At 55.8% G+C, this 13,014-nt stretch carries 9 protein-coding genes and 1 tRNA gene; 6 read left to right on the top strand and 4 right to left on the bottom strand.

Annotation, left to right across the window (positions count from 1 at the left end):
- The first annotated feature begins 67 nt into the window (after positions 1-67).
- The 4 genes from QFX31_RS07075 to tsaA all read left to right on the top strand — a co-directional run bounded on the left by QFX31_RS07075 (position 68) and on the right by tsaA (position 4,149).
- Complete coding sequence (locus tag QFX31_RS07075; RefSeq protein WP_348531413.1) at positions 68-1,153, top strand: FmdE family protein; 1,086 nt, start codon at positions 68-70, stop codon at positions 1,151-1,153.
- 196 nt (positions 1,154-1,349) lie between these two features.
- A complete protein-coding gene (locus QFX31_RS07070; protein ID WP_348531412.1) occupies positions 1,350-2,882 on the top strand; it encodes an ABC transporter substrate-binding protein in 1,533 nt (510 codons plus the stop codon).
- 19 nt (positions 2,883-2,901) lie between these two features.
- Positions 2,902-3,657, top strand: coding sequence for a P-loop NTPase (locus QFX31_RS07065; protein ID WP_348531411.1), 756 nt, complete (start codon positions 2,902-2,904; stop codon positions 3,655-3,657).
- A gap of 24 nt (positions 3,658-3,681) precedes the next feature.
- Complete coding sequence (tsaA, locus tag QFX31_RS07060; RefSeq protein WP_348531410.1) at positions 3,682-4,149, top strand: tRNA (N6-threonylcarbamoyladenosine(37)-N6)-methyltransferase TrmO; 468 nt, start codon at positions 3,682-3,684, stop codon at positions 4,147-4,149.
- Between the two features lie 14 nt (positions 4,150-4,163).
- On the opposite strand, the gene QFX31_RS07055 is transcribed toward tsaA, so the two are convergent.
- Together QFX31_RS07055 and QFX31_RS07050 are read right to left on the bottom strand one after the other, a co-directional pair.
- Positions 4,164-5,318, bottom strand: coding sequence for an NAD(P)/FAD-dependent oxidoreductase (locus QFX31_RS07055; RefSeq protein ID WP_348531409.1), 1,155 nt, complete (start codon positions 5,316-5,318; stop codon positions 4,164-4,166).
- A 538-nt stretch (positions 5,319-5,856) separates the two neighbouring features.
- Positions 5,857-5,929: transfer RNA gene (locus tag QFX31_RS07050), tRNA-Pro, on the bottom strand.
- Positions 5,930-6,050: 121 nt separating this feature from the next.
- Between QFX31_RS07050 and QFX31_RS07045 the strand changes: the two genes are divergently transcribed.
- Entirely contained in the window at positions 6,051-6,599 is a 549-nt protein-coding gene (locus QFX31_RS07045; RefSeq protein WP_348531408.1) for a DJ-1 family glyoxalase III, read from the top strand.
- Positions 6,600-6,775: 176 nt separating this feature from the next.
- Here the strand turns inward: QFX31_RS07045 and leuS are convergent, their stop codons facing one another.
- Both leuS and QFX31_RS07035 read right to left on the bottom strand, forming a co-directional pair.
- A complete protein-coding gene (gene leuS / locus QFX31_RS07040) occupies positions 6,776-9,628 on the bottom strand; it encodes a leucine--tRNA ligase (RefSeq protein WP_348531407.1) in 2,853 nt (950 codons plus the stop codon).
- An 11-nt stretch (positions 9,629-9,639) separates the two neighbouring features.
- Positions 9,640-10,794, bottom strand: coding sequence for an LL-diaminopimelate aminotransferase (locus QFX31_RS07035; RefSeq protein WP_348531406.1), 1,155 nt, complete (start codon positions 10,792-10,794; stop codon positions 9,640-9,642).
- A gap of 82 nt (positions 10,795-10,876) precedes the next feature.
- On the opposite strand from QFX31_RS07035, the gene QFX31_RS07030 reads away from it, so the two are divergent.
- Positions 10,877-12,958: an ATP-dependent DNA helicase gene (locus tag QFX31_RS07030; RefSeq protein WP_348531405.1), complete on the top strand. Its 2,082-nt coding sequence runs from the start codon at positions 10,877-10,879 to the stop codon at positions 12,956-12,958.
- Positions 12,959-13,014: the final 56 nt, after the last annotated feature.

The raw sequence follows: 13,014 nt of genomic DNA, 5'->3' as shown, positions 1-13,014 counted from the left end.
TCTTGCTACAATTGTTAAGATTAATCTTAAATAGTAGTATATTGATACGAAACTCGGTGATGATGTGATGAGAGTTTTGGGCAGTATTTGCATCACCATTCTCCTGATATCGTGTGCGCTTGCAGATGATGGCGTGATTCAGGGGGTTGGTGTCAAAGCTGCGGAGAAGGCTATGAGCGAGCTATCCTTCGAGAGAGGCGATGGGAACATACTTGTTCTGACGAATGCTGGCTATGCGATCGTCTCAGGCATGACCACCCAGAAGGCATTGAAGGGCCTCTCAGAGACCACAGGATGCTCTCAGGGCGACGGAAACCTCTTTCAGGTTCTGAGGCCCCACTGGAAGCCGCTCTGGTTCTACTTCTTCAACAGGGAGAACGGAGAGGCTCTGTATCTGCAGGTGAAACCAGAGGCGCTCTCGATGCGCCCGGAGGAACTAAGGTCTGCGCCTGATGACGCTGTGTTCTCCAGGATCTCAAAGGCAAACGTGGATCTCGATTACATGCTGAACAACAGCGATGAGGGCAACAGGACGTTCAACGAGAGGATCTTCGACGGAAACGAGTTCTCGCTTGTGGGCATCTCAAATGTGTGGGCGAGGAACGCCAGCTTTGACTTCATTCAGGCTGCGTCATTCCACGATCATCTCTGCCCTGGGGTCACCAGCGGTTACATGATCGCGAAGTACGTGGAGAAGGAGCTGCCGATAAACAGCAGCGCTGAGAGCTACAAGGTGATAGCAGTGCCCCCATGGTGCAAGGATGACGCGCTCCAGATCCTCTGGGATGCAACAGTCGGGAAGAGCGGCATCTTCGTCATGGCTCTTACTGATACGGAGAAGAACGCACTCAAGGCGAAGTACAACCAGAGCGACGTCGCGGGGATATTCGTGAGATGGAATGATACCGCGAAGCAGGGAGATGCACTGGTTCTGAGCTTCAACTGGACCAGGATGTATGAGCTCACAGGGACTAAGGACTGGAAGGGACCCACCTGGGCGCCGAAGCTTGTCATGGATCTTCGCATGATGGACTACTGGGATGAGCCGGAGGTCGCGGTGAGCGTTATAAAGAGGTTCCAGGTCGACCAGAACAGGCTGGCTCAGCTCCAGAACGCTGGCATGCATCCCCTCAAGGTTGCAGGAGTGATGTGAGGCGAAGGCCTTCACCGCTCCCATCTATTTAGTAACTTGTGATGCAATTCAATAACCCGGATACTTTATTCGCCAGATTGAATTACTGAACCAGATTTATTATAAGATGTTGCATCAAAGATACTATTTAATGACACAAGACTTCATATATGCAGAGAAATTCTCATACTAATATGACAAAAAGGAGATGTAGGATATGAGCAGATGGATAAAGATCCTCTGCACTGCCGTGCTGATATCGCTCCTTCTGCCGGCAGTTGCAGAGGATATTCCGGTATACACGATAGCGGACACGACCGGGGACTGGGGGTACCCATCGCCGTATCTCCATTACTCCAGAGGTCCTGGATACGTGCGGATGAGCTTCATCTTCGATACCCTGGTCTGGAAGGATCAGAATGGCTTCGTGCCTGCGCTTGCAGAGAGCTGGGAGTATCTGAAGGATGAGAACGCGTACCTCTTCAAGCTGAATCCGAATGCGAAGTGGCATGATGGGGAGGCGTTCACAGCGGACGATGTTGTCTTCACAATCAACTACATAAAAGAGCATCCGTACCAGTGGGTCGACAGCAGCAGTGTGGATAGAGCCGAGAAGATCGATGATCACACGGTGAAGATCTACCTGACGAAGCCGTATGCGCCCTTCCTGGACCAGGTCGCAGGCACGCTGCCGATCCTTCCGGAGCACATCTACAGTGATGTGACAAATCCGGAGGATTTCCAGGATGCAAAGGCGCTTACAGGCACCGGTCCCTTCAAGCTTGTCGATTACAGCAAGGCTCAGGGAACCTACCTATACGAGGCGAATGATGATTACTACCAGGGCGCCCCGAAGGTGAAGCAGCTGAAGTTTGTCAAGCTGAGCGCGGAGATGTCCGGCCCGGCGCTCAGGCGCGGCGAGGTCGATGCAGCCTCTGTGCCTCCAGAGGTCGCTGATGGGCTCAGGAGCAGCTTCGTCGTTCTCGAGAGCGCTCACGACTGGCTCGCGAAGCTGATGATAAACCACAAGAAGGAGCCCTTCTCCGATGTGAGGTTCAGACAGGCCCTTGCATACGCCATAGACAGGGAGAAGCTCGTCGAGATAGCCCAGCGTGGATACGGTGTTCCCGCAAGTCCCGGCCTCTTCGCGCCTGACAGCGAGTGGTACAATCCTGATGTTGAGCAGTACGCCCACGATCCGGGGAAGGCGGGAGATCTGCTGAAGGAGATGGGCTATGAGAAGAAGGGAGTATTCTTCGAGAAGGACGGAAAGACGCTGGAGGTGGAGCTTCTTGTCACATCCAGCAACGAGCGTGCTGGCGAGCTCATAAAGAACGACCTGGAGGCAGCGGGCATAAAGGTCAACATGCGCAGCGTCGACTCGAAGACCCTTGATAACGCGGTCAACGAGTGGAAATTCGATCTAGCGCTCAGCGGCCATGGCGGGATGGGCGGAGATCCGGCGATACTGAACAAGGTGATCACGGGAGCTGGATTCAACAGCGCCAGATACGATGATCCGGAGCTGAGTGATCTCCTGAGGAGAGAGATCGCAGAGATGGATCCGGAGAAGAGGAGAGAGCTGGTGAACGAGATACAGGAAGTCTATGCACGGAAACTCCCAGCGCTTCCGCTGTACTATCCAACAACATACTGGGCGCATGACGGGAAGGTCGATCTCTTCTACACCAAGAACGGCGTGGGAAGCGGGGTGCCGATCCCGCTGAACAAGCTGGCCTTCCTGGCCTGAAATTTTTTTGGAGGTGTATATGAAGATACTGATATGCGGCAAGGGCGGGAGCGGCAAGAGCACCGTTGCAGCTCTCCTCTCAAGAGAGATTGCCAGGAGGGGCACAAGGGTTCTTGTGGTCGATGCCGATGAGTCGAACTTCGGCATCTACAGGATGCTCGGCTTTGATCAGCCGAGAGACTTCATGGAATCTCTCGGAGGAAAGAGGGCGCTAAGCGAGAGGCTGATGCGTTTCATAAGATCTGAGAGGAGAGAGGCGCTCAGCATAATTCCTGAGGAGTTTCGGGTGGGGGATATACCACCTGATGTCATGGTTGGAGATGAGATGATAAAGCTCGTGGCGATAGGCAAGATCCACGACTTCGGCGAGGGGTGCGCGTGCCCCATGGGCGCCCTCGCCCGGGAGTTTCTGGAGAAGCTCAGGACCGATGGGGAGCATGTGATCGTGGATACAGATGCCGGAATAGAGCACTTCGGGAGAGGAGTGGAGGCCGGCTGCGATAAGATCGTCGCAGTCATAGATCCATGCTACGAATCTGTACAGCTTTCTGGGAAGATAGCTGAAATGGGCAGGAAGATTGGAAAAGATGTGCTTTTCATAGTGAACAGGATCGATGAGGATTCTGAGGATATCCTGGATATGATCGACAGGGACAGAGTCATCGGCGTGATACCGAAAAGAAAGGATATCTTCAGAGCAAGCCTTACCGGCGAGGCACTGCCAGATGCAGGGATCATGGAAGAGATCGCCGACAGGCTGTTAAAACCTATGTGAATCGAAGGATGTGAGGATAATACTATGGAAAGCAGAGAGATGGAGAGCAACATGGTGCTTAGACCCATTGGGGTGATCCGCACGCCCTTCAGCAGCAGGGCCGAGGCGCCGCATCAGGGCAGGGTCTCAAGAGAGATCTGCGAGATAGAGATCTTCCCCGAGTTTGAGGAGGGGCTCATGGATCTCGACAAGTGCACGCATCTCATAGTTCTGTACTGGCTGGACAGGGCAGACAGGACCAGGCTCAGGGCCGTGCCGCCTCATGACGGACGTGTCCATGGGGTCTTCGCAACTCGATCCCCTGATAGGCCGAATCCGGTGGCATTCAGCGTCGCAGAGCTGCTATCTGTGGAGGGGAGGAGGCTGCGGGTGAGAGGTCTGGATGCTCTGAACGGCACGCCGCTGATCGATATAAAGCCGTACTCCCCGGGGATTGATTGCGTTCCGGATGCGAAGATCGGGTGGTGGGATGAGAAGCAGAGCCGGAAGTGAGTGCTCCTGAGATCTCAAAAGCGCAGCAGATTTAGAAGAAATCGCGGCAGCATGCCCGGCACGGATCTTGTCACATTCAGAAATGCGTTTGCGCTCTTTTTCCACAGACCTCCGGGTACCAGCAGATTGCGGCCGGAGAGGGCTAGAAAGAGCCTGTCGATCTCCGCATCGCTCATCGATCTCAATGTCTCAAGCGATGCCCTTCCCAGGACGTACTGAGGACCGAGCTCCCGCCACCATCTCCTGCTGTACTCTGAGAGGCGCTTCCTGGATGCATCCCCGGCGAGTGCAGCTCTGCCTGCAACCTCTCCGCATATCTCTCCTGCGCGCATCGAGTACGCAAGCCCGCTCTGGGCTGCAGCCCCGCCCGTGACCATGATGCCTTTATCCACAATTCTACCAGGGAGCGCTGCGATCGGGTCTCCTCCACGCCGGGTCTCCAGGATCTCCATTCGCTCGATGCCGGGGTACGAACCAGCCCTTCTGTTGATGAACCTCCTTATGAACAAATCCAGAAACCTCTGGACATCTCTACCATGCCGCCTCACAAAGACTCCCAGCGTTGCCATGTCGTCGCCTGCCGGAGAGAATGTGGCCTTCCATCCAGGTGCTATGCTCCCCACCCAGTACTCGAATCGATACTCCTCCCCAATGCCCGGATATCGGACATCGACCTCCACAGCCCAGGCCACGTCCTCGGGATGACGCATGGTTTTGAACATGGATGATGCAAGCCTGGAATCCACACCACCAGCATCTATGACGATCATGGCATCGATCACATCTCCGGAGGAGAGCGAAAGCTCCATACCATCTGCGGATCTCGAAACAGATCTGACTTCTGATTCGACGATCTCAGCTCCGCAGTCTGCTGCGAAGTTCAGATGATGAGCGTAAAACCTCTTCCTGTCCAGAAAGTGGCCTCTCGCATCTATCTCAAGAATGCGTCCCGAGGGGGATACGAGCCGCATGCCTATGACCTGGTGGATGGAGAAGTGATCCACATTCAGAGATGCAGCAGCTGCCATCCCATCGAATACAGTGTTGGCGTTCGGCACCGATGCGAGATTCCTGTCAAACAGCACGGTCCTCGCGCCGGTGCGGGCAGAGCTTGCTGCAGCGGAGAGCCCTGCTGGCGAGGCACCGACAACAGCAACGTCGAACTTCATAGAACCTCCTGGGGTGAAGGGGTAGAGGAAACCCTGCAATTCGGGCGTGGAGGAGCGTACCCCACCCAGAAACAGATATATCTCTGTTCCTACTACTTTCTCCTGAGATGCCTTCTGACCCCACAAGACACTCCTTAGCGGAGAAACGGTTCCTGCACGGAATGATGACAAGCATTTTGGAACGCTCCGAATCCGCATCTAATGCGGAAGCTGAAACCTGCATTTGAGGCCAGGAGCGTCTCCAGGGTCGCCGCTCTTCGGAGCTCTATCCTGTGATGTCAACCGGCCTATTGTCTCGGACATGTAGGATTCTCCGCATGGCGCCAGGGACAAGCTCCGGTCTTCAGGCCGGAGTAGTTGACGTATCTCCCACGGCATCTGTGGAGGCAGATATCTTGAGCATCTATATCACCCTGATGGCAAAAACCCGTGCAGACCCATCTCTGCGAATTATCGTGGATCCGGATTGAGCCGAGTTTGGATCTCTGAAGATCAATCCGCTAATTCGATGAGCCCATATGAAAAAGCAGTCCCCCTATGGGGCCATCGCGATTTGAACGCGAGTCACAGGACCCCCAGTCCTGTAGGATACCAGGCTACCCTATGGCCCCAAACTCAGGCTGGCTTGGGCTTGACTGCAATATAAGGGTTTCCCATGGGAGGAATAAACTGCAAATATGCGCCCATTAAATATATGTGCCCTTCCATCATATTCGATCTGGAGGTTCTGCCATGAAGGTTGTGGTGCCGCTTGCTGAGGGCTTTGAGGAGATTGAGTTTGTGACAGTGGTTGATATTCTCAGGCGCGCCGGAGTCGACGTAGAGGTCGCCGGCCTCAGGGACGGTCCGATCCAGGGATCACATGGTGTCAGGGTTATTCCGGACACCACCTTCGACCATGTGGATCTCGGCAGGGCGGATGCGATAGTGCTACCAGGTGGGAATCCAGGTTTCATCAATCTCGGCAAAGATGAACGCGTGCTCGACGCTGTCCGGAGGATGTCAACTGCTGGCAAGTACGTGGCCGCGATATGCGGCGCTCCTTCTGTCCTCGTGAAGGCCGGCGTGCTGAGCGGCCGTATGGCCACGGTCCATCCAGCCGGAAAAGAGGAGGTGTCTGCCTGCGCGCGGTACATGGACGAGCGCGTCGTTGTGGACGGGAATGTGGTCACGAGCCAGGGGCCGGGCACAGCCATGGACTTCGCCCTGAAACTCGTCGAGCTCCTCGCCGGCAGGGAGGCAATGCTGAAAGTCGGGAGAGAGACGCTGGTTTTGAAGTAAGACGATCCGCCTGAGCGATCGTTATACTTCTTGGGGGCGAAGGGTAGCAGAAGCTTCGGTCTGCGTTCAGGAGCAATCGCACAGCAGCCACGACGGTGATGGAGAGCAGCAGGGCGCAAACTCCGGTCTTCAGGCCTGAGAGGGGGCGCAACAGAGCCACTGCCTCCCCCGCCCGGTCACTCTATGTATATCGCTGGCCTTCCAGGCTCTGCATTCTGTGCCCTGCCCTTCGGATCGTATGTGGGATTGTCAGCGGAGTAGACCTCAACCGGGCAGCCAAACGCCTGTGAGAGGTACTCCCTCTCCCTGGAGAGTATCCCGAACTCGTCAAGCGCAAGCACATCCCCGCTCAGAGCATGCGCTGACTTCGCGAGCCTGCCACCGTACTTTTGAGCATCCTTCCTGTGGCTCTGGATCTCCGGATGGCTCATGGCCGATCTCATCAGAGCGCTCATATCAAGCCTCCCGCCATTCGATACCTCCAGAGCAAGTCGGAGCATCTCTTTCTTCCAGGATGGGGTTGTGTAAAGCACGATCCTCCCGGGCTTCGTCTTAGTCACCCTTATGATCTCCTCGATATCCCTCTGTGTCTGCTCCAGGTAGGCCTCTGCCCGCTCCGCGTGCTCATCTATGAGCGACATCTCCGGAACCGGCCAGGTGGCTCTTGAAACATATCCCTCGCCTATGTTCTGCCAGATCTCCTCGCAGATGTGCGGGGTGAACGGAGCCATCAGTCTGACCCAGACATTCAGTATCCTGCGGAGCTGGTTTTTACCACCTCTCCTCTCGTACCATCTCAGATCGTTGAGCATGTGGTAGAAAGCGCTCTGAAGCGCCCTTCTGGTCTGGATGTTGTTCAGCGCATCTGTCGTCTCGATGATCCTGCGCTGGAGTCGCGATAACATCCACCTGTCGATCAGCGTCAGCTCCGCGCTTTCATCTATGTCATTCCTCTCGATGATCTCCCTGGCGAGCGCGTAGAACCTCTCGACCTGCCCGCGTGTCGCCTGCGCCCCATCATTTCTCCAGTCCGCATCCTGGGTGTACTCTGCGTTCGCAAGTATGTACAGCCTCGTCACATCAGCGCCGTTCTCTGCCACCGCCTGCTTGAGCGTGAGTATAGGCCCTCTGGACTTCGACATCTTCTGTCCCTCCAGAGAGACGAAACCGTTAACGGCTATCGCCCTGGGCCAGAGGCTCTCCGGAAATATCGCCACGTGGTGGTAAAGGAAGAACAGAAGGTGGTTCGCCACCAGATCCTTTCCTGAGGTCCTGAGGTCCACGGGATACCAGTACTCGAAGTCCTCGCGTATTCGCTTCACAGTCTCCACATCAACTCCTGTCAGGGATGCGACCTCCTCAGGAGTGCCCCTTCCGAGGAAGATGTAGTCGAAGAACTGTGGGACCAGCCGGTCTATCCTCATGCCAGCGTTGACATACTTCGCCAGGATGTAGAACGCCATGTAGATCGTGCTGTCAGCCAGCGACTCTATCAGCCACTCCTTATCCCAGGGAAGCCTTGTGCCCAGGCCCTTCCGCCTTGCGCACGCCTTGTCCTTGAGCCAGTCGATCTTGTTGATGAACTCAGCACGCATCTCCTCAGGTATGATCCTCATGCCAGCGAGACACTCAAGCACCCTGGACTTCCAGACGGGATCTGAGTACTCCAGGAACCACTGATCCCGGACCATCTTGACGACACATCTGGTCCCGCATCTGCATATCACCGGAGTCTCGCTGAACTCGTAGAATATCTCGGCCACACCCTGATCTATGAGGTCCTGAAGCAGGATGTCCTTTATCCTGTGCACCGGGGTTCCGGCGTACCTTCCGGTGATATCCTTCAGCACGCCATTGTGAAACTCCCTGCGGTAGACTAGCTTCGTCGCCTCCTCTGCTTTCGGATCGTTCTGGTCCTTAACACCCAGCTCGTTCACGGCATCAACAGCAGGAAACTCCCCGTACTCCGGCACAGATATCAGGGAGATGAATTTTATGCTGCGGAGATCCTCTCTTATGCCGTACCTGCTCAGATCCGCATCGTAGAGATCCCTGAGCGCGAGGTAGTCCAGAGGGGCATGCGCAGGCACGGACATGACTATGCCGGAGCCGCTGTCCGGATCGACGAACGTGGCCGGCAGGATGATGATCTCATCGCCCGTCACAGGGTTCCTGGCCTTCTTGCCGATCAGCTCCTCCCCGGAGATCTCGCCGATCTTCTCTACGGATCTGTCAGTGAATGTGAGCTTGTGGTACGCCTGCGGGCTAACTATCCAGACCTCATCATTCACCCTTGCCACGTAGTGGACAACATTCGGGTTCACCCAGAGGTTCGTAACGCCGAAGACAGTCTCGGGACGGAGGGTTGCGCATGGAAGCACCCGGTCATCGATCCTGAACTTTATCAGGGTGAAGTCCAGTATCGTCGCATCCTCTCCCCTCAGTATATCGTGATCCTCGACGGGATTCTGATCGTTTGGACACCATCTCACAGGATGCGAGCCCTTTGTGACGTATCCCTTCTCCCTGAGTATTCCGAACTGCCACTCGATGAACCTGTTGTATGCTGGATCTGTTGTTGTGAACTCCCTCCTCCAGTCTATTGAGTAGCCTATGCTCCTCATGGCGAGCTTCGCCTGCCTCCTGAAGTAATCGACTATGGCCTCAGGAGTGGTCAGCTGCTTCAGCTCCTCCTCCGGTATTCCATGCAGCCTGGTGTATACATCCCATATCAGAGGATCGCGGTTCGCGATCAGCTCGCTGAGCCCGACTATCGGGGTACCTGTCGCGTGGAATGCCATCGGGAAGAGAACGTTTTCGCCCAGCATCCTGTGGTACCGAGCTATGGCATCGCCTATCGTGAAAGTGCGCGTATGTCCGGCGTGAAGGTTGCCGTTCAGGTACGGGTATGGTATCGTCAGGAAGAACTTCTTCCTCGAATCAGGCTCCGCGTGAAATACGCCCTCCTCCTCCCATATCCTCTGCCACTTCGCCTCGATCTCATGCGCTGAATACTCTTTACGCAACATGCACCCTCCTCTCAGAGATTCCTCAGCCTTTCAGCCGCCATCTCGATCCTCTCTGTGGGCTGGGTCACAGAGAGCCTTATGTAACCTTCGCCATGCTCGCCGAATCCGACGCCTGGTGTCACGACAATCCCAGTCCTCTCGAGAAGCATCTTGGCGTACTCCCTGGAGTCCCCGCCGGTCCATGCCCAGAGGTAGAACGTCGCCTTCGGCTTCGAGAGCTCAAGGCCTATATCGCAGAGCGCTGAGTACAGGATCTCTATCCTCTCCCTGTAAACAGACCTCAATCCATCAACGATCTCCGGCGGGCTTCTCAGAGCAGCTATACCTGCGTCCTGGACCGCGCCGAAGTTTCCGGAGTCTATGTTCGACTTGACCTTGCCGATGCCCTCGATGATCCTGGAGCCCCCTGAGACCATGCCTATGCGCCAGCCCGTCATGTTGTACGTCTTGGAAAGCGAATGGAACTCGACAGCCACATCCTTCGCTCCGGGTACCTGGAGTATGCTGGGAGGTCGCCCGTCGAAGTATATCTCCGAGTACGGGTTATCATGCATCACCATGATTCCGTACTCACGGGCGAGATCCACCAGCTCCCTGAAGAAATCAATTCCTGCGACCGCGCCGGTCGGATTGTTCGGGTAGTTCAGAAAGATCAGCCTCGGCCTCCAGCTCGGGTCCTGCTCCAGCCTCGCCCTTATGCTCTCGAGATCGGGAAGAAACGAGTTCTTCTTCAGGAGGGGCATCCTCTCAGGGACGCCACCAGCAAACATCACCGCTGTGCTGTAAACCGTATATGCTGGATCCGGGACGAGAACCCTGTCACCGGGGTTAACGAACGCCAGCGGGGCATGCGCGAGCCCCTCCTTCGATCCTATGAGGGTCAGTATCTCTGTGGAGGGATCCAGATCTACACCGAATATATTGCGATACCACTCAGCCACAGCTTCTCTGAACTCGATCTTTCCCTCGTATGACGGATACTGATGGTTTGCAGGCCTCTTCACAGCCTCGCACATCTCTTTAATGATATGCTCAGGTGTCGGGATGTCCGGGTCGCCCACGCTCAGATCTATGACGTCAACGCCCCTTTCTCTCGCTCTCCTCTTGATTCCATCGATCTCAGCGAACAGATAGGGAGGAAGGGATTTTATCCGATCAGCGTACATTCATATCTCTCCGAAGATGCTGGAGGATCCAGATGCTGCCGCATCTAGTAGCGCTGTTTAGTATATAAGGGTAAGGGGATTCATGCTCACGATAAGAGATCTGACACGATGGCTGCCGGAGAGCGTCATAGAGCTTTACGAGGCCTTGGGGATAGACGAGCTGTACCCACCGCAGGCGGATGCGATAGAGCGCGGGCTTCTCGACGGCAGGAACATGATCATATCGGTGCCGACTGCCGCGGGAAAAACACTTCTTGCGGAGCTTGCGATGCTCAGGGGTGCGCTCTCTGGAAAAAGGGCTCTTTACATAGTCCCGCTGCGCGCACTCGCCTCGGAGAAGTTCGAGAGCTTCAGCAGGTTCTCCAAGCTCGGCCTGAGGATAGGCATCAGCACCGGAGACTTTGACAGGAAGGACGAGCGTCTGGGAAGGAACGACATAATCATAGCAACATCCGAGAAGGCGGACTCGCTCATACGAAACGGGGCCTCGTGGGTGCATAAGATCGGCGTTCTTGTCGTGGACGAGATTCACCTCCTGGATTCCACAAACAGAGGACCAACGCTGGAGATGACGATGACTAAGCTGATGCATCTCAACCCCGAGATGCAGGTGATAGGGCTCAGCGCGACGATAGCCAATGGAAGGGAGATCGCGGACTGGATAAAGGGGGAGCTGGTCTCGAGCGACTGGCGGCCTGTCAGGCTCAGAGAGGGCGTTCTGTTTGAGGACCGCCTGGTCTTCCCGGATGGGGAGTTGAAGCTCAAGAACCAGAGCAGGGACCAGGTGCTGAACCTGGTCATGGATACAGTTGATCAGGGCGGCCAGATGCTGATATTCGAGAGCACCAGGAGGAATGCTGAGTCGATGGCTCAGAAGCTCGCCGGAGCTCTCCGGGAATCCGAGGAGACGATCGAGATTGCTGAGAGGCTGAGCGGCGAGGGCGAGGTCTCGAAGAGGCTTGCAATGTGCCTTAGGCATGGAGCTGCGTTCCATCATGCAGGCCTTCTCCCTGATCAGAGGCGTCTGATAGAGCTGGGATTCAGGCAGAACATCATAAAGGTCATAGCATGCACCCCCACCCTCGCGGCTGGATTGAACCTGCCTGCGCGCAGGGTCCTCATAAGGAGCTACAAGAGATATGAGGCGGGTCTTGGAACCCGCCCGATTCCGGTCATGGAGTACAGGCAGATGGCAGGCAGAGCGGGCAGGCCGGGGCTCGATCCCTACGGCGAGTCGCTCATCATGGCCAGAAGCGAGGAGGAGATGCAGAGGCTCATGGAACACTACATAATGGGCGAGCCTGAGGAGATATGGTCGAAGCTTGCGAGCGAGAGAGCGCTTCGGACGCATGTGCTTGCAGCGATCGCATCCGGATTCGCAGATTCGATCGAGTCCCTTAGCAGGCTCATGTCATCCACATTCTACGCCCGCCAGCAGGATCCATCGCACCTGGGAGAGACAATAGCTGCTGTCCTGGAGTTCCTTGTGAAGAGCGATATGATCGAGGAGGATCTCGAGCCAACACCCCTCGGTGCTCTGGTATCCAGGCTGTATCTCGATCCGCTGAGCGCCGTGGTGATGATCCATGGGATCAGAGGCGTTCGCAGGCCCTCTGAGCTCACGCTCATACATGTGATAACGATGACCCCTGATATGGAGCTGCTCTTCGTCCAGCAGAGCGATAACTGGCTCGAGGATTTCATCTCCGAGCACTCCTCAGAGCTGGGGAGCGAGGAGAACCTCGACTGGCTCCTGAGGGAGGTGAAGACTGCCTCCATGCTCCTGGACTGGATAAATGAGGTTCATGAGGACAGGATTGCGGACAAATACAACATCGGCCCGGGAGATGTCATGAGGATAGCGGAGACCGCGGAATGGCTCATGAGCGCGCTGCACAGGATATCGAAGCACATGGATCTCGGGGTCACATATCTTGCAGAGAGGCTGGCGCTCAGGATACACTACGGCGCAGGCGATGAGCTTCTCCAGCTGCTGGAGCTGAAGGGCATAGGCAGGGTCAGGGCCAGGAAGCTCTACCAGGCAGGCTACAGGAGCCTGGAGAGCCTCAGAGCCGCGGATAAATCCGCACTCTCAGAGATCCTCGGCCCGAAGATAGCGGAGATGGTGATGTCACAGCTCAGGGATTCTGATGTCCAGGCATGATTTGGAGGTTCTACCGCATCCACCAACAAGTTAAAGTATTACTGAGTTTGAATCCT

This window comes from Methanothrix sp. (assembly GCF_030055635.1).
GTDB lineage: Archaea > Halobacteriota > Methanosarcinia > Methanotrichales > Methanotrichaceae > Methanothrix_B.
The sequence above is the reverse complement of the archived record's forward strand: the minus strand, read 5'-3'. Positions and strand labels throughout refer to the sequence as shown.